Below are 24,316 nucleotides of genomic sequence, written 5' to 3'. Positions count from 1 at the left end.
CTACGGTTCGGTAAATTGTACTATTTACAGATATATAACACTAATAGCGGTCGAGCGAGCCGTGCCGAGCCGGGTACGGACGCCCCCCGAAACGAGACGCTGAAGGGTGCCCGCGGAGAACGTCGACCGTGAATCAGACGGCGCACGTCGTCCTCGTCGGCTACGGCGAGGTGGGCACGAAGAGTTCGAGCGTCCGGGCGAAGATGGAGGAAAGACTGCGGACGAACCTCCAGGCGGTCCTCGACGACCGCTCGCTCTCGGGCCGCGTCGAGCGGGAGTGGTCCCGCCTGCTCGTCCGCGACGCGGCCGACGCCGAGGCCGTCGCGGCCGCCTGCGCCGAGGTGCCGGGCGTCGTCTGGGCGCGCCCCTGCGTCGCCTGCGACCCCACACTCGACGACATCGTCGCGGTCTGCCGCGGCCTCGCGTCCGACCACCCCGACGGGGCGGCGTTCGCCGTCGACGCCGACCGCGTCGGCGACGCCGACCAGCACGACTTCGCCAGTTCGGACCTCGAACGCGAGGCCGGGAGCGCCGTCGTCGAGGCGACCGGCGCGCCCGTCGACCTCGACGAGCCCGACCGAACCTACCGAATAGAGTGCCGCGAGGAGACGGCGTATCTCTCCGTGCGGCGGTTCGACGGCCCGGGCGGACTGCCGCTCGGGACGCAGGGACGGGCCGTCTCGCTCGTCTCCGGCGGCATCGACTCGCCGGTGGCGACGTGGGAGCTGATGCGCCGCGGCTGCGAAATCGTCCCCGTCTACGTGGACTTGGGCGACTACGGCGGCGCTGACCACCGCGCGCGGGCCATCGAGACGGTTCGGACCATCGCCCGCCGCGCCCCGAACGCGGACATGCGGGTCCACGTCGTCCCCGCCGGCGACGTGGTCGACCGCCTGATGGACACCGTCGAGGACACCCGGATGCTCTCGCTGCGGCGCGCGATGCTCGCCATCGCCGCCGAGGTCGCCACCGACGAACACGCCCACTCCGTCGTGACCGGGGAGTCGCTCGGCCAGAAGTCGAGCCAGACCGGCGAGAACCTCGCCGTCACCGAGGCCGCGGTCGACTACCCCGTCCACCGCCCGCTTTTGACCCGCGACAAGACCGACATCGTCGCGGCCGCCCGCGACCTCGGCACCTACGACGACTCGACGCTCCCCGTCGGGTGCGAGCGCGTCGCGCCGAGTTTCCCCGAGACGAACGCCTCGCTGTCGGCCGTCGAGGCCGCGGAACCCGACGACCTGTTCGACCTCGCGGTGGAGGCCGCCCGGGAGCGGGTGGTCGTCTCGCCGGACGGCGAGTGAGCGTGGAAGCGCGAGGTGGGGGTCGCCGACGAGGGACCCGAGGACGGTCGCCGCCCGACCCATCGGGGTGCGATACCGGAGCACACACGAACCGTGCAAACGACAACCATAGTCACGAATAGGCGACTGTTTAGGACCGTTTCGAATGAACAATCGCACAAAAATGGCTTTATTTACCGTGAGCGCTAGGGTTCTCCCATGTCGAAAACATCGCGTCCCGGTCGCGGACACTCCGGCCCCGAGTGGCGCGTCAGCCACCGGGCGTCGCGGACCGACTGGAGCGACACCGTCGAGCGCTGCGCGGCGTGTCACGCCCGCGTCGACCTGAGCGAACCCCACTATCAGGTCCTCCTCGAACGGGACATCGACAAGCCCGGGAAGATAACCCTCGAACGCGAGCGCCTCGTCTTCTGCGACGAGTCCTGCGCCGCCGAGTGGGAATCGACCGCCTGAGTACCGGAACCGCTTTACCGAGTCCGGTCCCTCCCTCTCGACGTGACGCAGGTCTGTCTCGTCGGCGCGGAGGACGTCCACCTCCAGTACGAACTGCTGTCGCGCGACACCGCGCGCGCGGCGCTTTCGACCTACGACATCTCCGAACCGTTCGACAACTCGCTCGCGGTCGACACGGTGAGCCTCGGCGCGGCCGTCTCGCTTCTCAACGACCTCAACTGGTATCTCGTCCGGTTCGCCGACTTCTCTCTGGTCCGCGAGCCCTCCGTCTCGGCCGACGAGTGGCTCTCCCGCGACCTCGCCCGACAGATTCGAGACGGGAAGGTCCAGCCCGAAGACACCGGAGACCACCTCGCCATCTACGGCGTCGAAGAGGGCCGCCTCGTCGAGCCGATGTACGTGACGCGCGTCGACGGCTCGGTGCCCGACTACGACCTCAGAGACGTGGAGCGAACGCTCGTCGTCAGAGTCGCGGAAGACGAGTTCGGTCGGTAAGCGAGGCGACCGGCGAAAAGCCGCTCTGGACCGCTATTCCTCGGCGTCGAACATCCCGGTCGACATGTAGCGCTCGCCGGAGTCCCAGAAGACGGTCACGACGAGCGGTTGGTCTTCCTCGTCGGCCTCGGGGTCGGCGAGTCGCTCTGCGACGCGCTTGGCCGCGAGGAGCGACGCGCCGGACGACTGGCCGACGAGGATGCCCTCCTCGCGGGCGAGGCGGCGACACTCGGCCTCGGCGTCGGCGAGTTCGACGATTTCCACGTCGTCGATGAGGTCGGTGTCGAGGTTGGGGCTGACGAAGCCCGGCCCCATCCCCTGAAAGTCGTTGTCGCCGACCTCGCGGCCCGAGAGGACGGCGCTCTCGGCGGGTTCGACGCCGACGACGCGCATCGAGGGGAACTCCTCGACGAGGCGGCGGCCGTTACCCGAAATCGTGCCGCCGGTGCCGATACCGGCGACGAGGGCGTCGATGCGGCGGTCGCCGACCTGTTCGAGAATCTCCTCGGCGGTCGTCCGGTAGTGCGCCTCCGGGTTCGCCGGGTTCTCGAACTGCCGGAGCTGAAACATGCCCTCGGCTTCGAGTTCGTCGGCGCGCTCTTTCGCGGTGGAGATGTCGCCCTCGACGAGTTCGATGGTCGCCCCGTAGGCGCGCATGATTTCGCGGCGCTCGGGCGACATCGAGTCCGGCATGACGATAGTCAGGTCGTAGCCCTTCGCCGCCGCGACGACGGCGAGTCCGATACCGGTGTTCCCGGACGTGGGTTCGACGAGGTGGTCGCCCGGCGAGATGTCGCCGGCCTCCTCGGCCGCCTCGACCATCGCCAGCGCGGGGCGGTCCTTCGCCGACCCGCCCGGGTTCTTCGACTCTATCTTCGCCGCGACCGTCGCCCCCTCGGGGGAGTCGACGCGGACCAGCGGCGACCCGATAGCGTCGAGGATACTGTCGTCCATCGACCCTCCGTTGACGGTGCGACACTAAACGACTGGCGGAGGCGGACGATACGGCCACCGTCTCAGGGAGAGACAGCTCCGCGCGCGGACGGCGAGCCCCGCCGCGAGCGCACCCGTTAAATCCGCGCGGCCGGTACGCCCTGTCATGGCTGAAGCCGAGACGCTCGAAACGATGCAACCGAACCCCGCGTGGGACGCGGCCTCGTACCCCGACGTGGTCGACGCCCTCGCGGGCGAAGACTACACGTTCAAGGTCTGGGGCGGCGACTGGTGCGGCGACTGCCGCGGACAGCTTCCCGACTTCGCGGCGGCGCTCGACGCCGCCGGCGTCCCCGCCGAGCGAATCGACCACTACCCCGTCGAGAAGGCCGACGACGGCTCGAAGGTCGGCCCGCTCGTCGAGGAGTACGACATCGAACTCATCCCGACGGTCGTCGTCGAACGCGACGGCGAGGAGGTCGCTCGCTTCGTGGAGGAAGAAGACGTTCCGATTGCGGCCTACCTCGCAGAGCGGCTCTCGAACTGAGCGCCGACTCCGGTTTTTCGTTTTCTCGAACCCACTAATCCGCCCACACAGTCGAATCCCCTGCGTCAATCGAGCCCGCCGAAACCGTGATACGACACCCGCGGGTACGCCGATGCGATGCGACGAGCGCAGTTGTCGCGGGAGTCGGAAGGTGCCTGAGAAGCGCGGTGGAGACGCGGGTGAGCGCCCGGACGACGGGGACGAACCGCGGCACTATCTCCTCGACAGCGACGACTACCGCCGCGACCTCGTCCCGGTGTTCTCCGAAGCCGTCCCCGTCGCAAGCGCGGTTCGGGCGGAACTCGACGAGAGCTGTCTCGACGGAGAGCACGGAGCGTTCGGAGAAGACGGTATCGAGCGATGCGCCGATGCGCTCGCAACCGTCGACGCGCTCGACCCCGAGCGCCCGGACGACGGGACCCGCGTCTTCTCTCTCGACCGCGACGGCGAGGACGCGCTGTTCGCGCTTCTCGACGCCGCGACGACGATGGTCGGGGAGAACTTCGTGTTTCGCCTCGCGCTCCTCGACGAGCGCGGCGACGAACTGCTCGTAACGATTCCCCACGAATCGATGCTCTGGGGCGAGTCGCCGCCGCTCCCCGAGGCGGCCGTGGCGTCGATTCGGGACCTGCTCGCTGACCGAGTCGGTCTGTTCGCGGCGTCGACAGTCCACGAACGTTGGGAGACCGACGACCACGCCTACCGCTTCGAAACCACGGCTATCGTGCAATCGACGCTGGACGGATGGCGGAGTCGAACCCACTGTTCTGCGCTCTCGGCGCGCCGTCTCGACGTCGTCGACGGAACGACGCTCGTCTTCGACACGCCGACGGGTGAGAAAGTCGTCCCGTGCGTGACTCCCGAGCGCGCCGAGCGAGTCGCAAACACGGTGCGGTCGTTGCGGCGGCGGTACGACGGGACGCGGCTCTGAGTCGGGGGGCCTGCTTAGTTGTCGTCGCCCGCGCCCGCGTCGCCCGCCGTGAACCACGCCAGCGCCTCGTCGAGGTCGCGGGTCGGCGCGGAGCAGGTGAAGTTCTCGCAGGCGTAGACGGTGGGTTCGCCGTCGGCCGCCTCGCGACCGGCCCAGATTGGCGGGGCCTCGTCGAGTCCGAGTTCGTCCAGCCACGCGTCGAGTTCCTCGTCGGTGCCGGGGCGACGGGAGACGACGAGGCCGGGGAGATACCGCGAAGCGAGTGTGGCGCGCCACTCGTCGGGCATCTCGTCGGCCGCGACGGTGAGTTCGGGGACGCCGCTTGCGGCCTTCTCGGCGGCGAGCGCGAGCGAGACGTGTTCGAGCGGACTGCCGCGGACGCGGTTGGCGAACGACCCGAGGATCGCGTCCGCGACGTCGCCGAAGCCGTCCTCGGGTGCGAACTGTTCGAGGTCCAAGAACAGCGACGTGGCGACGCCGAGACTCGACGGCGTGGACTGGTCGGTCGGCTCCTGCGGGCGGGTGACGAGCGATTCGCCGCTCTCGGGAGTGAAGTAGAGCGTGCCCGCGTCGGCGTCGTAGAACTCGCGGCGGGTCGCCCGCGCGAGGTCGAGCGCGAACGAGAGCGGCGCGAGGTCGCCGGTCGCCTGATAGAGGTCGAACGCGCCGCGCGCGAGGAAGGCGTAGTCTTCGAGGTAGCCGTCGCCTTTGACCTCGCCGTTCATCACGCGCCGCGAGAGCGTCTCGGTCTCGTCGTCCCAGAGCCGTTCGCGCACGAAGTCGAGGGCGCGGCGGGCGTCGGCCGCGAGCGAGTCGTCTTCGAGGACGGTCGACCCCTGCGCGAACGCCGAAATCATCAGGCCGTTCCAGCCGGCGAGCACCTTCTCGTCGCGGGCGGGGCGCTCGCGTCCCTCGCGGGCGGCGAACAGGGCCGTTCGAGCCTCTTCGAGGCGGGCTTCCACCTCGGACTCGTCGAGGTCGTACTCGTCGGCGAGTTCGGCGGTCGTCGCTGAGACGTTCAGGACGGTCGTCTTGTTCTCGAAGTTGCCGCCGGGCGTGACGCCGTAGCGGTCGCAAAACAGGTCGGCGTCGAGTTCGGGGAGGAGACCGCGCACGTCGTCGGGCGTCCAGACGTAGAACGTGCCCTCCTCGCCGCCGGACTGGGCGTCGAGCGTGGCGAAGAAGCCGCCGTCGTCGTGGGAGAGTTCGCGGCGGACGAACTCGAACGTCTCGGCGGCGACGGTCGCGTACGACTCGTTGCTGGTGAGTCGCGCGGCGTCGAGGTACCGGGCGGCGAGGCCGGCCTGGTCGTACAGCATCTTCTCGAAGTGCGGGACGGTCCACTCGCGGTCGACGCAGTAGCGGTGGAAGCCGCCGCCGAGGTGGTCGCGGAGGCCGCCGTTGGCCATCGCGTCGAGGCTCTGCCGCGCCACGTCGAGCGCCTCGCGGCGGCCGGAGACGGCGTAGCCGCGGAGCAGGGCGTCGATGCGGCCGGGTTGGGGGAACTTCGGACCGTCGCCGCCGAAGCCGCCGTGGTCGCGGTCAGCGCCGCGGAGCGCGGCCTGCACGGTGCTATCGAGCACCTCCGAACCGGGGGCCTCGCCGGCCACGTCGGGCGTCTCCTCCAGTCGGTCGGTGATGGCGCTCGTCCACTGCTCGGCGCGGTTCTCTATCTCGTCGCGGTCGGTCCGCCACGACTCGGCGAAGCTCTCGACCAAGTCGCGGAAGCCCGGCGCGCCGCGGCGGGGTTCCGGCGGGAAGTACGTGCCGACGAAGAAGGGCTTGCCCTCGGGCGTGAGCCAGACGGAAAGCGGCCACCCGCCGCCGCCGGTGACGAGCTGGCAGATGGTCTGGTAGATGCGGTCGAGGTCGGGGCGCTCCTCGCGGTCGACTTTCACCGGGACGAAGTGTTCGTTGAGCACCTCGGCGATGTCGGGGTCCGAGAAGCTCTCGTCGGCCATGACGTGACACCAGTGGCACGCCGAGTAGCCGACCGAGAGGAAGATGGGCTTGTCCGCCTCGCGGGCGGCGTCGAGCGCCGTCTCGTCCCACGGCTGCCAGTTGACCGGGTTGTCGGCGTGCTGGCGGAGGTACGGGCTCTGCTCCTCGTCGAGTCGGTTGCGTCCCACCGGGTCGGACATGCGTCGAGGTCGGCGCTCCGGGAACTAAAGCGGCGTGGAGACGGCCGTCGTGGCCGGCGCGGGGCGTGGGCCGGACAGCGAGTCACCCTCGTTGGCGACCGGACATAACCACAATCGTGCCTATTTCGTCGGCGATAAAGAGCAATCTTTACACTCCCGTGCGCAGGGTATGCGACCATGAGCGAGACCGTCCTTCTCGTCGGCGGCGGCGGCCGCGAGCACGCGATTGCCCGCGCGCTGGCCCCCGACTGCGACCTGTACGCCTGCGCCAGCAACCGAAACCCCGGCATCGCCGCCCTCGCCGAGGGCTTCGAGACTATTTCGGAGACCGACGCCGAGGACATCGTCGCCTACGCCGAGTCGGTCGGCGCGACGCTCGCGGTCGTCGGTCCCGAGTCCGGCCTCGCGGCCGGCGTCGCCGACGCCCTCGACGACGCCGGCGTCTACACGTTCGGCCCGCAGGCGGCCGAGGCGCGCATCGAGACGGACAAGGCGTTCCAACGGCAGTTCATGCGCGACGAGGAGATTCCGGGCAACCCCGACTTCGCCACCTTCGACGACATGGAGGCCGCCTGCGACTACATCGACGACTACGACGGCGACCTCGCGGTCAAGCCCGCGGGCCTCACCGGCGGCAAGGGCGTGAAGGTCATCGGCGACCAGGTGACGCCCGAGGAGGCGAAGGCGTACCTCCGCGACTCGGACTACGAGCGCGTCGTCCTCGAAGAGCGCCTCGTCGGCGAGGAGTTCACGATTCAGGCGTTCGTCGCCGACGGCGAGTTCCGGGTCAGCCCCGCCGTACAGGACCACAAGCGCGCCTACGAGGGCGACGAGGGACCGAACACCGGCGGCATGGGAAGCTACACCGACGTGACGCCCTCCCTGCCGTTCATGGCCGACGGCGACTACGAGGCCGCCGTCGAGGTCATCGAGGCCGTCGTCGAGGCGCTCCCGGAGTACAAGGGCATCCTCTACGGCCAGTTCATGCTCACGACCGAGGGCCCGAAGGTCATCGAGTTCAACGCCCGCTTCGGCGACCCCGAGGCGATGAACACGCTTCCGGTCCTCGAAACGCCCTTCATCGACGTGCTCACGGCCGCCCGCGAGGGCGAGTCGCTCCCCGAACTCGACTTCGCCGAGGCCGCCACGGTCTGTAAGTACGCCGTCCCCGAGGGCTACCCGACGGACCCCGAGGCCGGCGCGGAAATCACGGTCGAGGTGGACGAGGACGCCGACGCCCTGCTGTTCTACGCGAGCGTCGACGACCGCGAGGACGGCCTGTACACGACGACCTCGCGGTCGTTCGCCGTGGTCGGCGTCGCCGACAGCATCGCCGCGGCGGAGGAACTCGCCGAGGACGCGCTCGCCGACGCCGGCGAGGGCTTCCACATCCGCCACGACATCGGCACGGCGGCGCTCGTCCAGCGCCGCATCGACCACATGGCCGAACTCCGCGGCGAGTAAGCCGGGAGCGGTCCCGCGGGACCGGTTCGCTATTTCTCTCGTCGGCCCCGCGCCGAGGGCGCTTTTACCCCCGCGGTCCAATCGACTGACGTGACCGACGACGATGCCGCACCGGCGGACGCAGAGGGCCGCCGACACGACCGAATCCAGCACCACCCGACGCCCGGCCCGCGGAATTCGCTCCAGTACTGGACCGACGCCAAACCCGTCTGGCGCGTGATGCTCAACTACGTGTTCGTCCTCGTCGCCCGCATCGCGCCGTCGCTCCGAGTCAGAAACTGGGCGCTCCGACGCATCGGTGTGACCGTCGGAAGGGGCGTCTCGTGGGGCCTCGAAGCGACGCCCGACGTGTTCTGGCCGGAGCTCGTCACCGTCGAGGACGACGCCATCGTCGGCTACGACGCGGTCATCCTCTGTCACGAGTTCCTGCAGGACGAGTACCGGACCGGCGAGGTCGTCGTCGGCGAGCGCGCCATGATAGGCGCGAAGGCGACCGTCCTCCCGGGCGTCCGCATCGGCGAGGGCGCGCAGGTCGCGGCGAACTCGCTCGTCACGCGCGACGTGCCCGCGGGCGAAACGGTCGCCGGGGTGCCCGCGAGACCGATGTCCGGCGGCGAGGCCGACGGGGACGGGGAGTGACCGACTCGTCGTCGCCGTCAGGTGGCCGTTAGGGCGACGAGCGAGCGACTTCTCGCGGGGCGGTGGGCGTTCGGGTCACCTGCGGACGCGGCCGACGCCCTTGTTGAGGACGCGCGCGTTCGGCACGACGAACTCCGTCTCCTCGGCTTCGACGTGGGTGACGAACATATCGAACTCCTGGACGACGCCGCGGACCTCGCCGACGACGATTTCGTCGCCGATGCTGTACGGCTGGGTGAAAAGGAGGTACGTCCCCGCCGCGCCCGAGCGAAGCAGGTCCCGGAAGGCGACGGCGCTGAAGACGATGAGGCCGAGCAGGTACGCCCCGAGGAGGACGATGAGCGCGAGCGTGGCGACGCCGACCTGCGAGAGCGCGACCAGCGTGGCGAGAAAGAAGACGGTGTACTTGGCGAGCGCGGGGAGGAGATTCACCTGCGGGAGTTTGACCGCGCGGAACCGCTCGGCGACGAGGAGTTCGACCTTGTCGCCGACGACGACCCCGGTGATGAGGACCAGAATGGCGATGAACAGTTGCGGGAGGATGGCGATGACGAGGCCCCAGAACCGGTCGGCGTAGTTGACGCCGGCGAACGACAGCGCGGCGAAGACACTGATTCCGAGGACGAAGTACCGCGTCAGCCACGACAGGATTTCGACCGTCGAGGTCTCGAAGTCGCGGGCGGTCCGCTCGAAGGCCGTGCCCTCGATGGCCTCCGGAACGCCGACGCTGACGAGGAGTCGGTGGACGAGCGTCCCCGCGACGTACGCGAGCACCAAGCCGAAAAGCAGGATGGTGAGCACGCCGAGAAACCGAATCCCGGCGATTCGAACGATGTCGTCGACGACGCCGCCGACCGTCTGGAGCGGGACGACGGGCGCAGACACAGAGACAGATGCGGATGCGGATTCGGGTGCGACCGTGGGCGCTGACGCGGGACCGACCGACGAGTGGACGAGGGACGCCGAAGCGGACCCCGGCATCTCAGTACGCCTCCGGGTCGATTTCGAGAATCATTTTGCCGCCCTTGAACGCCCGAACGAGGCCGTCGGACTCCGAGAGGACGATGGCCGTGGCGTTGGTGTCGCGGGTGATAGCGCCGCCGGCCATGTGGCGCGCGCCCAGCCCCTTCGGGATGTCGACGCCCTCCGCCGAGGGTTCGAGGTAGCGGTACGCCGAGACGATTTTGCCCGAGTCGGAGATGACGAACGCGCCGTCGAGCCGCGAGAACTCCTTGAGCATCACGTTGACGATGGGGTCGCCGACGTAGACGTGGGACTTCTCGAAGGGGTTGTACGAAAGCGGCCGGGACTTGTTCATCACCTTGCCCGCGTCGCCGACGATGAACAGCGCGCCGACGGGTTCGCCCTTCTGGCCCTTCTTGCCCAGTTCGATGGCCACCTCGAACACGTCGCGGATGACGCCCGGGTCCGCCCGGGAGTTCGCGAAGAGGTCGTAGATGCCCGACCGCATGTTCTCGTCGACGCGAACGCGGACGAGCGAGTCGAGGTCGCCGCCGAAGACGCCGACGTTGCAGGCGATGGTGTCGCCGGCCTCGACGATGCTCTGTTCCATCGCGCCCTCGACGCCGAAGCGGATGCGGTCCTTGACGTTCTGGAACTGCAGGGGCAGTTCCACGAACGTCTCGGCTTCGACCGTGTTCTCCGGCGCGATGACCACCGTCGGAACGTCCGTCTCGGCGAACTGCTCGTAGTGGGAGTGGCTCGGCGTGAACAGAAACAGCCCATCGACGTCCGCCACGAGGTCGCCCAATAATTCGGATAACGCCGCCATTGGTGGAGAGACACACCGGGTGAGAAAAAGGGTTGTGTCGCGTCTGACGCGTGGCGTGCGCGATTCGACCGGTCGAGACCGGCGACTGATTCTCCCCGAAGAGGGGTCGAACGGGACCTATCGCCCCAGAATCGGCGCTCTGAGCGCGGCGACCTCGTCGAGAATCGCGTCGGCGTCGTCCGGGGCGACGCCGTTTTCGTTGAGCGCGGCCGCGAGGTGTTCGGCGATGGCGTCGAAGTCCTCGCCCGAGAGGTCGAGGTGGTCGTGGGCCGCCCGCATATCGGCCCCGTCGTACTCGACGGGACCGCCCGCGACGGCGCTGATGAACTTGACCTGGTGGGCGCGCTGTTCGACCATGTCGATGTCGTCGAAGTAGTGCGCGACCGAGTCGTCGGCGAGGACGCGGTCGTAGAAGTCCGAGACGACTGCTTCGACGGCCTCGCGGCCGCCGATGCGAGCGTAGAGTGACTGCGCAGGCATTCGTCCGCGAATTGGACACCACGACGGTAAGGTTTCCTCCGAACGTATGCGGGGTCTTTAAACGCGGAGTACGGGGTCGCGGCGGGGGAACGTACTGACCCGACACCCGAGACCCGACTGTCACTCTATCCAGAGGCCGGATTCACAGGGTGCGTCGCTGTCGCAGTCGGCGGTGAAGAAATCTTCAACGAGAGTTTCAACGGCAGGCGCGCGGGACAGGGTTCGAACCGGGCCGAGACTCGCTGTGCTCGTCTCGTAGGGTTCGAACCTGTCTGCTCCCTCGCTCACTTCGTTCGCTTAGTGCGCGGGACAGGGTTCGAACCTGCGAAGGTCTACACCACAGCGTCCTAAGCGCCTCGGGCCGTTACCCGGCACTTTGGGTGGCTATCCCCAATTTCCACTTCGACAGTACGTAACTAAACGGCAAGTGCTAAAAGTGCTTCTACGAGACAGCCCCAGTCGCTGTTACCTTTCTCACCAATCCGATGAGGCTGCCGATGCTAACTCAAACAATCGAAACCCATCACATTAATTGTAAACCCTTGATAAACTCTGACCATGAAACAGGACGAGGTCGATGAATACGTCCAGAGGTCATTACAACTCATTGAGACCTCTCCCCAAATGGACGAACAGAACACGAAGGTGCGCCTCGTCCAACCGTTTCTCGAACTTCTCGGATGGGACCTGTATTCTACGGAAGTCGAACTGGAGTACACAATTCCGATGGCCAGCGGCAGCACTCACGTTGATTACGCCCTCCTCGTCGGGGATTCTCCTGTAGTATTTGTTGAAGCGAAGCCCGTACGCTCAGACCTCACCAACAGCGAGGTTCGACAGTTGAAGAGTTACATGAGGCAGGAACTCGACGTTGACTGGGGCATACTCACGAACGGGAGGGAATTTGAAGTGCTAACCAAAGGGCGGCAAACGAAAAACGGAGAGGAAGTCTCAGTCGTACGCTTCGACCTCGAAGACCTCACAGAAAATCCGGGCGTGTTAGACCTACTCTCGAAGGAGTCGATTCGGTCGGGGAAAGCGGACGAGATTGCTGAACAGGTAGCCCAAACTAACAGAGTTATCCGCAGCCTCATAGAGAAGGAACAGGAGGTCGCCGAAGCCGTCTCAAGGACTGTTGAATCGGAAGTCGGAGAGTTTCCGATGGACCTCGACGAACAGTCACAGGAGTTCGTACAGAGTCTCGTCTCGGCCCTCCGTGAGCAGCGCCGGTTCGTGAGTGAGAACCCACCGTCAGAACCCGATGACCCGCCGGTCAACTCGCCGACCGGGACGAACAACCCCGACATACTCGAACCGATTAAAAATCACGTCGCGGGGAAAATCTCCCGTCAGGAAATCGAAGGCGATGCTGATGCAAAAGTCGCGGTGTTTCCAACTAAGGAATCTGGCCTTCCGTTCCTCATGGAAAACGAAGGGTGGGGATTCGTTCGAGTTGGGAGTGAGTTCGACTACGTGGCCATGTACGTGACGGGAGACGTACGAGAAGTACGTTACTTCGCCAAAGTGAAAGAATTGATAGAACCAGATGAAGCGGGGTTGGAGCGTGACCCGCGAGATTACAAGGACGGAGCGAAGATTGCGGAGGACAAAATGGTCATCAAGTTCAAATCTGGCTCACTTCACGAACTGGAAGACGCGATTCCGTTCGAGACGAAGTATCCACAAGGATTGCGGTACACAACGCTCGGCAAACTCCGCGAAGCAGAGACAACAGACGACTTGTTCTGAGCGACCTTTGAAATGCTCCTTCGTACACTAAGCCGATGAGGGCCGGGGCGTTGGGGCGGGTCCGGGTTAGCACACGAGCGCGCCTTTCGAGTGCGCATTTTGGTAAGTCGGCTCGCGTTGTTGGGTCGATTTTGACTGCATTTTGAGTCAAATTTCGTTTCTAAGAACAGAGGTCATGTAGTGACCCATCCGAATCCGCTTCCACGTGCTGGGGTCGCCCTTGCTGAGCCGCTTAGCGTCTCGACAGTAATCGCAATGGGTAGTACGCCAAAGGTCCCATCCAGTCAGTTCATTTGAGGCCTCTTCGTACGTGTTACCCTCGAACTCCTCCACGAAAGAGTGATTCGGGTGATAGTGCCGTATCGTGACGGTTTCGCCTCTTCCCCCGCCACCGGGGTATCGAACATTGATGGCGAAATCGCCGAAACCCCGAATCCCTAATTCGTCAGCAACGTGGGGGCTTCGATTCTCGCGCTCATCGTTGAAGGGGTCGAAGATGCTGAGAACGGCCCGTTCGTTACCTGTGAAAACCTCTGAAAGGAATCTGAGGTCGGCAAGAAGTTCCTCGGTATAACCGACATCAACTACGTCAAATAGAACTCTATCCGAAGGTCGCAGGGAGTCCGCCAATTTCCGAAGCGACTCTCGTTGCTCCTCGGATAGCGACCCAGTCATGCGAACCATTAGCCGGTGGGTTATAGCGGGATACGTGTCGCTGAGCGCACCCTGTAACAGCCCGTGGACACCATAATCGACGGTCTCGTCTATGTATCCAGAAACCACGGGCAGGTCAATCCGGTCAGCGTTCTCTAAATAGAACGCTCTGCGGCTTCCGTACTCCTCAATCGTTGACTCTATCGCGTCGCCGAAGTCGGAACTACGCTCGGCTTGGTATACGGGCAGGTCCACGAGGACCAACTCGCCAGCGTCTTGAAACGGCTTGAGATTGTCGAGGTCGTCATCGTCGGTGATTTCGACTAACGGATGAAGGGATAGCCTGTTTTTGTTGCTCCCCTCGAAGTGAGAGAAACCACCGAAGTATTGGATTACGTCACGCTCGTTCTGCTTGTTACGGAGAACTGGGATGTATGTGTCCGGCATCGTTTTCTGGGTCTCCCGTGTTTTCCCGCTGGAGACGTCTCAGAAGAGGGGATGTCGCTATAAGTATCTTCTGGAGAACATAACGAATTCTAACTAATCTCAGAACACTTCCAGATACCCTTCAACAATTTCTCGCTCCTCCTCATCAAGGTCGAATAGGTCGTACACAGCCTCATCAATCTCGGCCTCCAATGCCTCGATGTCTGTCTCCGCAACTCGGCTGCGGTCCGCGTCAAGTCTGTCGAGAAGCGTCCCCACACCTGCGTCACTCCGGGGTATCGGGATGGTCGTCTCCTCGCCGCTCTTGACGTTCCGACCGTCCACAGCCGCGCGGACGTACTCCGCTCGCATCTTCCGGGCCTCGCGGTCCTCGGAGTACATCGCAGGGTCGTTGATGGTGTCGGAGCGTCCGGCCTGTACCGTGAAATCACCCTCAACATCCCCCTGCACGTCGGCACTCACCGGGTAGCGGCGAGTCTGCCACTCGTAGGTGATGTAGTCGAATTCGCCGTCGTAGTCTCCGAGGTACGCCTCCGGAAAGCGGTCGGTCTTGCTGTCGAGGTCGATGGTGTCCACAATCTCCCCGGCTGTCTCGCGCATCAGTCCGAAGACGCCCGCGGTGTCGTCGGTCACACAGGGTAGTTTTTCGACGTACTGTGAACGGTACTCGTAGAATCCACCCATCTTGACCGTCGTGATGTGCTTGAAGTAGAAGTCGAGGGCTTTCGAGTTGAGTTGACAGGCCATCTCCTCGGTGAGGTCACGGTACGGGCCGTCCAACTCGATTCCATAGGCGGTTTTGAAGTACCACATCCCCTCGCTATCTATCATGAACCGAGCATTTTCTGAGATGTGAGCGCCGATAATTTTCGGCTTCTCGAATCGTTCGTGACTCTTTGGGTAGATGAAGGCATACCAGTCTTCCCGACCTTCCATACGGCCACTCTCACGGCCTTCCAACTTCTCCCGATGTGCTTGGAAATACTCCCACGTCAGCGGAAGTTCCTCTTGTAAATACTCGGCATCGTACGCCCTTGTGGTCGCGTCTTCCCCCTCTCCTTCTACATAGTGGGGAAGAATAACGTGAAGGCCTGACCACTCCCCACGCCAGCGCCCAACGTCCTTGCCTTTTAACCACGGACAGAGTAGGTCTGTCTCGATTTCGTATTCTCGATTCTCCCCTGTTGGAACAACTCTGACAGTATCTCCACCGTCCTCTGGCTCAATTCGGTTCGCGTTGACTGGTTTGACTAAATAGACCTTGTTTGCGCTCGTCTGTGTCCCAGCAAAGATAGCATCAGTTATTGCTCCAAAACTATCGGTGCTGTTTGACTCTAACTTCTTAGTGACCTGTAATTCCTCGGGCGGCATCAACGACCAGTACCCCTCGTCTAACTCCGCCTGCGGGAAGTCGAACACGTCGATGAACTCGTCAGAGTGGCCCGGCTCGCCGCGGTGGTCGCGTACCGACTCGATGATGGCCTCGTCCAGTTCGCGGTCGTCACCATCGTCCGTGTTCGCCTTCACCCGAACACACCGAATCTGGTTCTCCTCACGGGCGGCCTCATCGGATTCGTCCTCAAGAATCACGATGGCGGGGTAGTTGGTCGCGTCCTCGAAGACGCCGGAGTCACGGAAGTCGTACACTTCCTTGATGCGGCTGTCTTCGAGCATCACCTTCCGTAGACCCTCGCCGTAGTCCGTGACCATGAACTGATTCGGAGTGATGTATCCGAGTCGCCCCGTGTCGTCTCTCAGCCAGTCGAGACCGCGCTCGTAGAAGGGACAGTAGATGTCGTAGTTCCCCGTCGTGGCGTCGTACAGACGGCTCATCATGGCCTTCTGCTTGTCCGGGAGGTTCTGGATTCGGACGTACGGGGGATTGCCCACCACGTAGTCGTATTCCATGTAGTTCTTGACGACGAGAGCCAATACGGTGTCCTCGAACATCTTGAACAGCCGCCCGTCGTTGTGTTCCTCTTTGAGGTAGCGGACGTTCTCCAGCATGTCGTTGACGTACTCCTCGAAGAACTCCTCCAACCCGTCGTACTCTTGGGAGGTGTACCGGTTGATTCGCGGTTCGAGGCCACCGCCGTAGGTCCAATCCCAGTCGGAGGTATCACCGAACTGGGCCATGTGGTCTTTGACGGTGTCAAGCACGCCTTGCAGGGCCGCGAAATACTCCCCGAAGTTCTTCACGCTCGTCTCCGCTCGAATCGTCGTGTAGAGCGGCATACGGACGCGGCGAACGAGGAAGCCGTCCTCGGTTTCGACCCCGTCTTCCTCGTCCACTTCGACCGGGAGCGGGACCGGGACTTTGACCTCCTTCTCGTCCTCGTCCCACGCATCGAGGGGCGACTGCCACGTCTCCGCGTCTCCGGTCCCCAAATCCACCCCGGAGAGTTTGCGCTCGTTCCGAAGGGAATCCGTCCGGTAAATCGGAAGCCGTCGCAGGGTAAAGTTGGAGTTCGCCTGTTTCGCCTTTCGGTAGGCGGGGAGGATGGCGACCACGAACCGAATCTGAGCCATCAGCACGGCGAACGGGTGGATGTCGAGACCGACGATGCGCGGGCGGGTACAGAGGTCGCGGAGTTTGTCCTGCCAGTCGGGGTCGTCCTCGTAGCGTTCAACGTCGGCGATGTACCGCTCAACGGCTTCCACGAGGAACGTCCCGGACCCACAGGAAGGGTCGATGAGTCGTCTGTTCGAGACGCCGCGGTCGTAGCCGACGCCGTCCATGATGTAGTCAACGACCGGTTGGGGCGTGTAGAACTCCCCGAGCGCCTTCCGCGTCTCCGGGTCGAAGTACCGCTGGTAGAGGTCGCCGAGCAAGTCGCCTTCGACGTGGGAGAAATCGAACCGAAGGATGCTGAGGAACACTTCGGCGACCGCCCGGCTGAATCGGTCCCGAGTGGCCGCGCTGATTCGTTCGACCGACCCCGTCCCCTCGGCCACGGCCTTGAACTGATTCGCCCCTGACTCGTGCAATCGGGAGAGTTGTTCCGCGTAGCCGTCGGTCCACCACACGAAGATGTCGTCTTGGAACAGTCCTTCGACTAACTGCTCCTGCATGTCGTCGATGAGGTTGTCCGCGGCAACCGGAAACGCGTCGAGGTTGATTGAGTCGCTGAATCCCTGTAGTCCACGGAAGTAGTCCTCCATCCCGTCGTACCCCGTACCGGCGAAAAACTGGTGGTCCTCGGTCGCCTTCGCCAGAAGCAGCCGCGCGAGGACCGCGTGACCGCTCTCCAAGCAGAACATGAAATCACGGAGGGACTGCTTCCCGTCGATGAACGGGTCCCAAGAGGCCGGAACCTCGTCCGGCTCGCTCGCGTAGGTCGCTTCCCAGAAGTCGTACGCCCCTTTGACGAACTTGGCCTCCTCGTCGTCTCTGAGTTCGTGGAGCAGGTCCATCATCCCTGTGACGAGGTCGGCGAAGGGGCTTCCTTCTTCAAGCCGGAAGGTGTCGAAGAAGTGAGCCTGCCCGAGTTCCGCCTCCTCGTTGAGCGGAATCGGGTCGAGTTCGGACAGGAACCGATTCACGTGGTCAGGGTTCGTGAGGTCGAACTCTCGTTTCTGGAGCGAACTGGCGAGGTCTCGGGCGTCACTTTCCGTCGCCGAGTCGAGCGAGACAATCAGAATCGGAGAGTTCTGACCCCGGCGATAGAGACGCAGTTGTTCCCCATTGGTCAGCACTCCGAACTCCGAGCGGAGGTAGTCCATGTAGTGGAATAGTTGCGACTCGTGGGGCGGGAGGTCTCGACCAGTCGTCTTGAACTCGTAGACCGCCGTGACCGCTTCGTTGGAGTCGAGTGTGATGTAGTCGGGTCGCCGGTCATCTGGAAGCGTGAACTCGCTACGGATGTCCGTGCCCGTTCCCTCGTAGTCAAGCGCGTCGTAGAACCCGTGTTCCAGAAAGAGGTTTTCAACATCACGCTCGCTCATGTCGCCATCGACCTGTCCGGCGATGGCTTGGAGAGAGTCGTGTAGAGCCGAAGGGTCTGCCATTAGCGGCCTCAACTCAATAGGCCTTCATAAAAGTAGTCGAGTTGCTGAGAGTCAACTTGAAAAGTCTCTCAATTTCCCTGATTTCGGGATACCCCGGCGTCTACGTTGCTCCTCGCTCGTTTGGCACTCGGCAGTCAGCCGATGAGGGCGGCGTAGGTCTCTCGTAGTGGACTGTTGCTTTCGGGAAACGTACCCTGTACAGGGTAGCCAGTCAACCCAAATTTGTCCTTTTCTTACGGGCGGAATTCCCACCCTCATGGACGGTGGCAATTTGTAATCCTCTTATCGAACGGCAGAAAGGGCGAAACGGGGGTAAAAGTAAAAATTGACAAAAGTATACCCAATCACAAAAACACAAAACAAACGGTGTTTTCTAATTAATTCTGTCCGTATCGAAGGATAACACTCACGTGGTGACGCGGGATTGGACGAGTGATTACGTCAAGCAAGAGTTCTCTCGCGCCTCGGTCGGCGGCTCGATTGCCGAAGGCCCCGGAACAGGTGTGTCAAGTCTGTAGCACACATCCCCGTAGTAGTACCCCGTAGGGTTTCCCCTCGTGGACTGCCCCGTGTTTCAATACCGTTCTTACAGCACGTTGTTCAATACTGTAGAGAAAGACGTGTTTACACTAACGTACTCTAAAGGCGGCCCTCATCGGATAGGAACAACGAGTTGATACCCTGTAGTAGTAGCCCCCCTGTAGTCCCCCCTTGAGTGACCATCCGATGAACGAGTTTCTACCCTATTGTCTTTGATTGTCTCTGTTGTGTTTCTATCCGATGACCTCGCCTTCCAGTACCACGAATTGAAACCCGCTTCTCAACGAGTACGACCCCTGAGTGAGACGACGATAGACAGACCGAGTTGGACAGCAAAAGACCCCCATTTCGCCCCTACTGAAAAACACGGGCTTCGCCACACGAGCAGAATCCAATCTAACACGTCTGTCAGGCCCCAGAATCGCGTTGAACAAATGGTAAGTGGTTCCCATCATCTCACGTGAAAGAACCGCTCTCGTGGCCGCACAGGGCTTCGGTGATTTTCGTTTGGAGAGAGTCGGCAGGATGCGATGATTTCCTGCTCTAAACCAATTTTGACGTGTGGTCAACCTATCGGGTGTTTTGGTTTAAATTCTTCAAAATCCATCTGCGTTAACTCTCCCTCCTCTCGACTTCTTTCGCCGGTCTCGTTACTTCTAATGGTTGTTACGCCAGCAATCGGGCGGACGCATAATTGATTGTAAGTTTTATCGCGTACTGAGGGCAAAAATCACTACATTTTCGGGGGTGGTCTAATGTGGTCCAACAGTAGCAGAGTGAAGGACGGAAGGCAAAGAGTCGTTGCTCGGACTTAATGCGAACGACGAGACATCCAATCCGGGGGTCTCCGACCCTCGGTTGTGTCCCGCCGTATCCGGTAGGACGAACGGAGGATAGGTGCGTGGATTCCCACGCACCCGTCCGTCGTTTCAGAACGAGTTCTCAGTCACTCGTCGGTGAGCAGTAGGCTTCGCGCTCGTGCTGCGGTCTCGGGGTGGCCCTCGGCCAGCAACTCCGCGATGAGGCGGTAGACCCGTTCGACCGGGACGCTCTCCTCGTAAGGCCAGTTCCCCGCCGAAGACGGTATCCGTCCCTCAACGACGGCGACGACGTTCTCGACCTCATCGAGTTCGACCACAGGGAAGTCCCCCGGCTCGTGGACCTCGGAGGCGTTGGCAGGGTGGTTCTTCCGGCCTTCTACCTGCCCGAGGTGAATCAGCACCCCGTTCTTTCCCTTGAACGGTTTCCCGCAGTACGGGCAGAGCCGAGCGACTGACTCGGTCTTCCGTTCCTCGGGGTAGTTGACTTCGACCTCTCGCGTCCCGACCTCCTCCAGATTCTCGAAGTCGAGATGTTCGGGGACTTCCCCCTGTGGACCGTGTCCGTTTCCCGCGCTCCGAAGGACGTGAAGGTGCATCCCGCGGCTCAACTTCTCGGCCTCACAACCGTCCACGGGGCACTTGACGACCTTCTCGGCGTTCCGGTGAGGGTTTGTCTGCGGCGTCATCGGATTTTACCCCATCCTGTCGAGGGCGTTACGGCGGTCCTCGACCGGCACTTGGTCGTACTTCATCGTCGTCATGGGGTTCTTGTGGCGGAGTTGGGCTTTCGCCGCGGCGAGGTCCCGCTCTTTGGTCATGTACGTCCCGACCGAGTGGCGAATCGTGTACCACGACATCTTTCGATTCGCGGTCTCGATGCCCGCTTGGTCGCAGAGTCGGTGAAGGAGCCTCCGAAGGCTGCTGGAGCCGTGAGGATTCCCGTGGCTCGTCAGCCAGAGCGTGTCGGTGTCCTCGTACCGTTTGTACTGCTCGCGCTCGTCCAGCCAGCGAGACAGCGCCGTCGCGGTCCGCTCCGTGAGGCTGACGGTCCAGTTACCCTCGTTCTTCGAGGACTCGTCTTTCGGGATACGGAGAACGCCGTTCCTCGTGTCCACCCACTCCGTCCGAGCGTTGCGGACCTCGTTGGGACGGAGACCGGCGTCGAGACTGGTCCAGACGAGGGAGGTGATTTCCCACCCGTTCACCTCGTTCCAGTCCTCGCGCGTCACTTCGTCGTAGGGCTTGCCAAGGGCGTTGGAGATGTAGAGTTTCCACCCGTTCCGCTCCTCCGCGGTGAGGGAGTCGTAGGCCGGGATGTTCCCCTCGTTGAGGGCCGCCTGTCGGATGGCGCGGCGTTCCTCGCGCGTGAGGAAGTCCTGCGGCTGGTGGTTGCCGCCGGAGCCGTCGAAGGTGTACTCGAACTCCCACTCGTCGTAACCGTACTCGTGGTGGAGCCACTTCGAGAGGTGCTGGAGGCCTTCCTGTGCCTTCCCCTTCATCACTTGACTCTGGTCGGAGAACGCTAACCAGTCCATGTAGGCGGCGGCGTCATCGGATTGAGGCGGGTACGTGTACTCGTTCTTCTGCTCCCAGAGCCACAGGTCGAAGCGCGCGGTTCGGTACGCCGTCGAGTAAACGGTGTACGGCGAGTACCCTTCGGCCTTCTCTGGGTGCTTTCCAACCTTCAACAGCCATGATAGGAATCGGACTCTCCTGTCTTTGTAGTCCACGAGTTGCTTCTCGTTCAGTACGCCGTCGTGCGATTTTGGTACCACCGGGATGGGGCGTTCGGTGTCCAACTCCCCGTTGGTGAAAACGTTACAGCGCGAGAGCGTGATTGGCAGGTCTTCCATGTAGGGTCTCCTGCCGAAGTGAAAATCGCAAGACGCGGCGAAGCCGCGGATGCGCGGGACCGGATTCGAACCGGCGGACTCCTACGAGACAGCGTCCTAAGCGCTGCGCCTTTGGCCACTTGGCTACCCGCGCGCAGTCGGGCGACACGCGCCCTTCGACCGCACATTTCCCGCAACGATATATAAACGTCACGAGCGCCCGCCGCGAGGATTATGCCCCCGCGGCCGCAACGACGACCATGTACAGCGCCCGAGACCAACGAGACAACCGGGAGTGGCTGGCCCGCATCGACGCCGCCGCCGACGGCCTCGAACTCGGCAGCGAGGCCCGCTCGTACGCCTCGGACATGTTTCTCACGCAGTTGCCCGACGAGGAGCGTTCGAAGCGGGCCGTCGCCGCCGCCAGCCTCTACGCCGGGGCGCTCATCGCCGGCGAAGAACGCTCCCAGACCGCCGTCGCCGAGTCGATGGACGTGTCGCGGCTCAGCATCCAACAGCGCTGGAAGGACCTCCTCCGAGAGGCCGGCTTCCGACCGCCGAGTTGGTAGTTGGGAGGCGCTCACTCTGGAGAGTTCGACGGTGCCATCCGGCGAGTCAAGACCGCGTAGGTCACCGCGGTGGCGAGGACGCCGGCGACGAGACCGGCCGGGATACCGACGAAAAGCGAGAAGAAGACCCACCGAGCGGCCATCTCGGTGACGGCGATACCGACGAGGACCGCGGCGACGACGCCGACGGCGAAGCTGGCGAAAAGCGGGTGTCGCATGGGCGACAGTACGACCGTGGGCGTGAAAACTATTCGTCGCTGGGGGGCGTCCGGCCGCGGCCCTCGCGGTCGGGCGTGACGTTGCCGTGGCGGTCTATCTCCCCGGAGACGATTCGCGTCGAGGAGATGCGGTCGCCGTCCTCGGCGGGGACGTGCTCGACGACCTCGATACGGAGGGGTTCGAGGCCCTTCTCCTCTCGAATCTCGTTGACGCGCTCGCCGCCGCGTCGCGTCTCGGGCGAGACGATGAGGACGTCGAATCCGGGCTCGGTCGCGATGCCGGTCGGTCTGTCGAGTTCGCGGACCTCGAACTCGCGGTCGTACGCCTCGGCGAGCGGCCGGAGTTCGGCTTCGAGGTCCGCCTTGCGGTCGTCGAAGGGCCGGACGTAGCGGTCGACGTGTCGCGTCTTCGGCGCGAGTTCGTCGCTCGTGAGTCCGACCGTGACATCACCCAATTCGAACGCCCGTTCGAACAGCGCGAGATGTCCATCGTGGACAGGGTCGAACGTCCCGCCCAGCGCGACGTGCATACTCTCGCGGTAGGCGCGGCGCGACTTAAGCGGGTCGGGTTAGCCTAACGGGCCAACGCGCGGGGTGAGCGGGGGGCTACGAAGCCGGGCGAACCACCGTAGAAGCCGGGAGACCGCGGGGCTACTCCTCGCGGACCGTAATCGTGACCGGTTCGGTCTCGTCGGTGCGGTCGGTTCCGAGGTGTCGGTCGAGGTTGAACACGGCGTTCAACTGCGCCTGCACCTGTCCGGTGACGCCCTTCACGAGGTCGCTCGGAGCGATGGCGACGTACTCGTAGGGGTTGTTGCCCGCGCCGGAACTCTTCCGCTTGCGGCGCTCGACCGTCTCGTCGTCGGCGAGTTCGGCCAGCGCCTCCCGAACCGTACTGGGGTAGAGGCCGGTCCCCTCGGCGACTTCCTCGCTCGTCGAGTGTGGGTGCTGTCGGAGGTGGACGTAGATTCGCGCGCGGGTCTCGGTGTCGAGAATCCACGCGAGCAGGTCCACCAACCCGTCGTCGAACTCGGAGACGGCGCAGTCGGCCGCGCCGCCCGAGTTGTCTTCGTCCGTCGACTCCGCGCTCCCCTCTGTGCTCTGGTCCGCAGACATTTGTGCTACGGCAAAGGTCAAAACTGGGGCGCTAAAAAATGTTTCCTGTCGCGCGTCGGCGTGCGACTCAGTCCAGCGTCAAGTGTTCGCACAGGGCGTCGAGCCCGGATTCCTCGTGAATCCGTCGCTGGACGGCGGTTCCGGATTCGGCGTCGAGAAGCGACCGGAGGCCGTCGACGCCGAGGCGGTCGGACTCGCGTTCGACGAACGATTCGAGGCTCACGACGCCCTCGGAGTCGGGGGCGATGAAGTCGGTGTCACGACCGTAGCGGGTCGCGCGCCACTTGTTCTCGTCGAGGAGTTCGCGGCGGACCGGCGTCCCCGACTCGCCGGACTCGTAGCGGTCGGCGAGGTCCAACACGAGGGCGTGGACGTACTCGACGAAGTCGGCGACGCGCTCGGGGTCGGTCTGGGCGTCGGGGGTGCGGATTTCGACTGTCCCGTGGCCGGTGTGGGGGCGCACGTCGTACCAGAGTTCGCCCCGGTCGTCTATCGAGCCGTACTCGACCATTCGGCGCTCGAAGCGCTGGAAGTCCTCGAAGTCGTCGAAGGCGGTCGGCATGCCGGTGTTCGGGAGGTTCTCGAACACCTTGGCGCGGGCGGAGGCGAGGCCGGTGTCGAAGCCGTTCCAGAACGGGGAGTTCGCGGAGAGCGCCAGAAGCGGCGCGAGATACCAGCGGAGTTCGTTGGCGACCCAGACGGCCTTGTCCGCGTCGTCGACGCCGACGTGGACGTGGAGGCCGGCGGTCGTGTTCCGGTGTTGCGGATACTGAATCCGGTCGAGTTGCGCCTGATACCGGGGTTTGGTCGCGTGGTCGAGTTCGCGCCACTTGGCGGCGGGGTGGAGCCCGGCCGCGGCGATGCGGTAGCCGTGGTCAGCGGCGTGGTCGACGAGCGCCTCGCGGACCGTCTCGACGGCCGAGCCGGCCTCGTCGGGGGCCTCGATGAGCGGCGTCTGCGTCTCGATAGTGAACTTGAACAGCTCGTGGTCGAGCCGCCCTGCGAGCGGTTCCGGAGGCTCCGGACCGTAGACTAAGTCGTCGATACCCGAGGTGGGGCGGCCGTCGGCATCGACGATGTAGAATTCCTCTTCGACGCCGAGCGTCCCCATTCGGTCGAAGGCATCCGCCGACCCTAGTTCCATCGCAACGGCGTAAGTTGCGCCGAATTAAAAACACCGTGG

22 protein-coding genes and 1 tRNA gene are annotated in these 24,316 nt (G+C 63.8%); 9 read left to right on the top strand and 14 right to left on the bottom strand.

All coding sequences use genetic code 11. The features are described 5' to 3' along the window. Positions 1 to 128 precede the first annotated feature (128 nt). From thiI to BN996_RS06495, 3 genes are all read left to right on the top strand, one after another. Entirely contained in the window at positions 129 to 1,304 is a 1,176-nt protein-coding gene (gene thiI, locus BN996_RS06505; RefSeq protein WP_089777689.1) for a tRNA uracil 4-sulfurtransferase ThiI, read from the top strand. 198 nt (positions 1,305 to 1,502) lie between these two features. Further along, entirely contained in the window at positions 1,503 to 1,757 is a 255-nt protein-coding gene (locus BN996_RS06500) for a hypothetical protein (protein WP_089777688.1), read from the top strand. Between the two features lie 42 nt (positions 1,758 to 1,799). After that, positions 1,800 to 2,252 carry a DUF5804 family protein gene (locus BN996_RS06495; protein ID WP_089777687.1) on the top strand — a complete coding sequence of 151 codons (453 nt, stop codon included), beginning with the start codon at positions 1,800 to 1,802 and terminating at the stop codon, positions 2,250 to 2,252. A gap of 33 nt (positions 2,253 to 2,285) precedes the next feature. Here BN996_RS06495 and BN996_RS06490 read toward each other — a convergent pair whose 3' ends face one another. After that, complete coding sequence (locus BN996_RS06490; RefSeq protein WP_089777686.1) at positions 2,286 to 3,206, bottom strand: PLP-dependent cysteine synthase family protein; 921 nt, start codon at positions 3,204 to 3,206, stop codon at positions 2,286 to 2,288. A gap of 145 nt (positions 3,207 to 3,351) precedes the next feature. Here BN996_RS06490 and BN996_RS06485 point away from each other — a divergent pair, with 145 nt between their 5' ends. Then, positions 3,352 to 3,732 carry a thioredoxin family protein gene (locus BN996_RS06485; protein WP_089777685.1) on the top strand — a complete coding sequence of 127 codons (381 nt, stop codon included), beginning with the start codon at positions 3,352 to 3,354 and terminating at the stop codon, positions 3,730 to 3,732. A 151-nt stretch (positions 3,733 to 3,883) separates the two neighbouring features. Next, positions 3,884 to 4,663 (top strand): hypothetical protein, encoded by a 780-nt coding sequence (locus BN996_RS06480; protein ID WP_089777684.1) that lies wholly within the window; start codon positions 3,884 to 3,886, stop codon positions 4,661 to 4,663. Positions 4,664 to 4,677: 14 nt separating this feature from the next. Here the strand turns inward: BN996_RS06480 and BN996_RS06475 are convergent, their stop codons facing one another. Next, positions 4,678 to 6,804 carry a thioredoxin domain-containing protein gene (locus BN996_RS06475; RefSeq protein WP_089777683.1) on the bottom strand — a complete coding sequence of 709 codons (2,127 nt, stop codon included), beginning with the start codon at positions 6,802 to 6,804 and terminating at the stop codon, positions 4,678 to 4,680. A 177-nt stretch (positions 6,805 to 6,981) separates the two neighbouring features. Between BN996_RS06475 and purD the strand changes: the two genes are divergently transcribed. Continuing rightward, positions 6,982 to 8,268: a phosphoribosylamine--glycine ligase gene (gene purD / locus BN996_RS06470; RefSeq protein WP_089777682.1), complete on the top strand. Its 1,287-nt coding sequence runs from the start codon at positions 6,982 to 6,984 to the stop codon at positions 8,266 to 8,268. Positions 8,269 to 8,358: 90 nt separating this feature from the next. Further along, positions 8,359 to 8,907: an acyltransferase gene (locus tag BN996_RS06465; RefSeq protein ID WP_089777681.1), complete on the top strand. Its 549-nt coding sequence runs from the start codon at positions 8,359 to 8,361 to the stop codon at positions 8,905 to 8,907. A 75-nt stretch (positions 8,908 to 8,982) separates the two neighbouring features. On the opposite strand, the gene BN996_RS06460 is transcribed toward BN996_RS06465, so the two are convergent. The 3 genes from BN996_RS06460 to BN996_RS06450 form a co-directional block, all read right to left on the bottom strand. Continuing rightward, on the bottom strand, positions 8,983 to 9,888 hold the full coding sequence (locus BN996_RS06460) for a mechanosensitive ion channel family protein (RefSeq protein ID WP_089777680.1): 906 nt from the start codon (positions 9,886 to 9,888) through the stop codon (positions 8,983 to 8,985). A gap of 1 nt (position 9,889) precedes the next feature. Continuing rightward, positions 9,890 to 10,699 (bottom strand): diadenylate cyclase, encoded by an 810-nt coding sequence (gene dacZ, locus BN996_RS06455; protein ID WP_004976646.1) that lies wholly within the window; start codon positions 10,697 to 10,699, stop codon positions 9,890 to 9,892. A gap of 117 nt (positions 10,700 to 10,816) precedes the next feature. Continuing rightward, positions 10,817 to 11,179: a group I truncated hemoglobin gene (locus tag BN996_RS06450; RefSeq protein ID WP_089777679.1), complete on the bottom strand. Its 363-nt coding sequence runs from the start codon at positions 11,177 to 11,179 to the stop codon at positions 10,817 to 10,819. A 558-nt stretch (positions 11,180 to 11,737) separates the two neighbouring features. Between BN996_RS06450 and BN996_RS06445 the strand changes: the two genes are divergently transcribed. Next, the gene (locus BN996_RS06445) at positions 11,738 to 12,928 is read left to right on the top strand and encodes a type I restriction enzyme HsdR N-terminal domain-containing protein (protein WP_089777678.1); all 1,191 of its coding nucleotides are present in this window, start codon (positions 11,738 to 11,740) and stop codon (positions 12,926 to 12,928) included. A gap of 147 nt (positions 12,929 to 13,075) precedes the next feature. Here BN996_RS06445 and BN996_RS06440 read toward each other — a convergent pair whose 3' ends face one another. The 5 genes from BN996_RS06440 to BN996_RS06420 form a co-directional block, all read right to left on the bottom strand. Next, on the bottom strand, positions 13,076 to 14,029 hold the full coding sequence (locus BN996_RS06440) for a hypothetical protein (protein ID WP_089777677.1): 954 nt from the start codon (positions 14,027 to 14,029) through the stop codon (positions 13,076 to 13,078). A gap of 99 nt (positions 14,030 to 14,128) precedes the next feature. Continuing rightward, positions 14,129 to 18,037, bottom strand: coding sequence for an Eco57I restriction-modification methylase domain-containing protein (locus tag BN996_RS06435; protein ID WP_089777676.1), 3,909 nt, complete (start codon positions 18,035 to 18,037; stop codon positions 14,129 to 14,131). 1,486 nt (positions 18,038 to 19,523) lie between these two features. Next, positions 19,524 to 20,084, bottom strand: coding sequence for a hypothetical protein (locus BN996_RS06430; protein ID WP_089777675.1), 561 nt, complete (start codon positions 20,082 to 20,084; stop codon positions 19,524 to 19,526). A 6-nt stretch (positions 20,085 to 20,090) separates the two neighbouring features. Further along, entirely contained in the window at positions 20,091 to 21,251 is a 1,161-nt protein-coding gene (locus BN996_RS06425; RefSeq protein ID WP_089777674.1) for a tyrosine-type recombinase/integrase, read from the bottom strand. Positions 21,252 to 21,301: 50 nt separating this feature from the next. After that, positions 21,302 to 21,384, bottom strand: a tRNA-Leu gene (locus BN996_RS06420). A gap of 106 nt (positions 21,385 to 21,490) precedes the next feature. On the opposite strand from BN996_RS06420, the gene BN996_RS06415 reads away from it, so the two are divergent. Then, entirely contained in the window at positions 21,491 to 21,799 is a 309-nt protein-coding gene (locus tag BN996_RS06415) for a cyclin family protein (RefSeq protein ID WP_089777673.1), read from the top strand. Positions 21,800 to 21,810: 11 nt separating this feature from the next. On the opposite strand, the gene BN996_RS06410 is transcribed toward BN996_RS06415, so the two are convergent. From BN996_RS06410 to BN996_RS06395, 4 genes are all read right to left on the bottom strand, one after another. Then, positions 21,811 to 22,017 (bottom strand): DUF8147 domain-containing protein, encoded by a 207-nt coding sequence (locus tag BN996_RS06410; RefSeq protein WP_089777672.1) that lies wholly within the window; start codon positions 22,015 to 22,017, stop codon positions 21,811 to 21,813. A gap of 29 nt (positions 22,018 to 22,046) precedes the next feature. After that, positions 22,047 to 22,547, bottom strand: a complete 501-nt coding sequence (locus tag BN996_RS06405) for a phosphopantetheine adenylyltransferase (RefSeq protein WP_089777671.1) — start codon at positions 22,545 to 22,547, stop codon at positions 22,047 to 22,049. 121 nt (positions 22,548 to 22,668) lie between these two features. After that, on the bottom strand, positions 22,669 to 23,133 hold the full coding sequence (locus tag BN996_RS06400) for a winged helix-turn-helix domain-containing protein (RefSeq protein ID WP_089777670.1): 465 nt from the start codon (positions 23,131 to 23,133) through the stop codon (positions 22,669 to 22,671). Between the two features lie 67 nt (positions 23,134 to 23,200). Then, a complete protein-coding gene (locus BN996_RS06395; RefSeq protein WP_089777669.1) occupies positions 23,201 to 24,277 on the bottom strand; it encodes a glutamate--cysteine ligase in 1,077 nt (358 codons plus the stop codon). Positions 24,278 to 24,316: the final 39 nt, after the last annotated feature.

The sequence above is a fragment of the Haloferax massiliensis genome (assembly GCF_001368915.1).
Lineage (GTDB): Archaea > Halobacteriota > Halobacteria > Halobacteriales > Haloferacaceae > Haloferax > Haloferax massiliensis.
Note: the sequence above shows the minus strand (reverse complement) of the source record. Positions and strands in the feature narration are given on the sequence as shown.

Coding starts and splice junctions, on each gene's coding strand:
- BN996_RS06485 (WP_089777685.1), top strand. CDS start 3,352: ATGGCTGAAGCCGAGACGCTCGAAACGATGCAACCGAACCCCGCGTGG.
- BN996_RS06425 (WP_089777674.1), bottom strand. CDS start 21,251: ATGGAAGACCTGCCAATCACGCTCTCGCGCTGTAACGTTTTCACCAAC.
- BN996_RS06435 (WP_089777676.1), bottom strand. CDS start 18,037: ATGGCAGACCCTTCGGCTCTACACGACTCTCTCCAAGCCATCGCCGGA.
- dacZ (WP_004976646.1), bottom strand. CDS start 10,699: ATGGCGGCGTTATCCGAATTATTGGGCGACCTCGTGGCGGACGTCGAT.
- BN996_RS06440 (WP_089777677.1), bottom strand. CDS start 14,029: ATGCCGGACACATACATCCCAGTTCTCCGTAACAAGCAGAACGAGCGT.
- BN996_RS06405 (WP_089777671.1), bottom strand. CDS start 22,547: ATGCACGTCGCGCTGGGCGGGACGTTCGACCCTGTCCACGATGGACAT.
- BN996_RS06400 (WP_089777670.1), bottom strand. CDS start 23,133: ATGTCTGCGGACCAGAGCACAGAGGGGAGCGCGGAGTCGACGGACGAA.
- BN996_RS06445 (WP_089777678.1), top strand. CDS start 11,738: ATGAAACAGGACGAGGTCGATGAATACGTCCAGAGGTCATTACAACTC.
- BN996_RS06430 (WP_089777675.1), bottom strand. CDS start 20,084: ATGACGCCGCAGACAAACCCTCACCGGAACGCCGAGAAGGTCGTCAAG.
- BN996_RS06415 (WP_089777673.1), top strand. CDS start 21,491: ATGTACAGCGCCCGAGACCAACGAGACAACCGGGAGTGGCTGGCCCGC.
- BN996_RS06475 (WP_089777683.1), bottom strand. CDS start 6,804: ATGTCCGACCCGGTGGGACGCAACCGACTCGACGAGGAGCAGAGCCCG.
- BN996_RS06410 (WP_089777672.1), bottom strand. CDS start 22,017: ATGCGACACCCGCTTTTCGCCAGCTTCGCCGTCGGCGTCGTCGCCGCG.
- BN996_RS06500 (WP_089777688.1), top strand. CDS start 1,503: ATGTCGAAAACATCGCGTCCCGGTCGCGGACACTCCGGCCCCGAGTGG.
- BN996_RS06460 (WP_089777680.1), bottom strand. CDS start 9,888: ATGCCGGGGTCCGCTTCGGCGTCCCTCGTCCACTCGTCGGTCGGTCCC.
- BN996_RS06395 (WP_089777669.1), bottom strand. CDS start 24,277: ATGGAACTAGGGTCGGCGGATGCCTTCGACCGAATGGGGACGCTCGGC.
- purD (WP_089777682.1), top strand. CDS start 6,982: ATGAGCGAGACCGTCCTTCTCGTCGGCGGCGGCGGCCGCGAGCACGCG.
- BN996_RS06490 (WP_089777686.1), bottom strand. CDS start 3,206: ATGGACGACAGTATCCTCGACGCTATCGGGTCGCCGCTGGTCCGCGTC.
- BN996_RS06450 (WP_089777679.1), bottom strand. CDS start 11,179: ATGCCTGCGCAGTCACTCTACGCTCGCATCGGCGGCCGCGAGGCCGTC.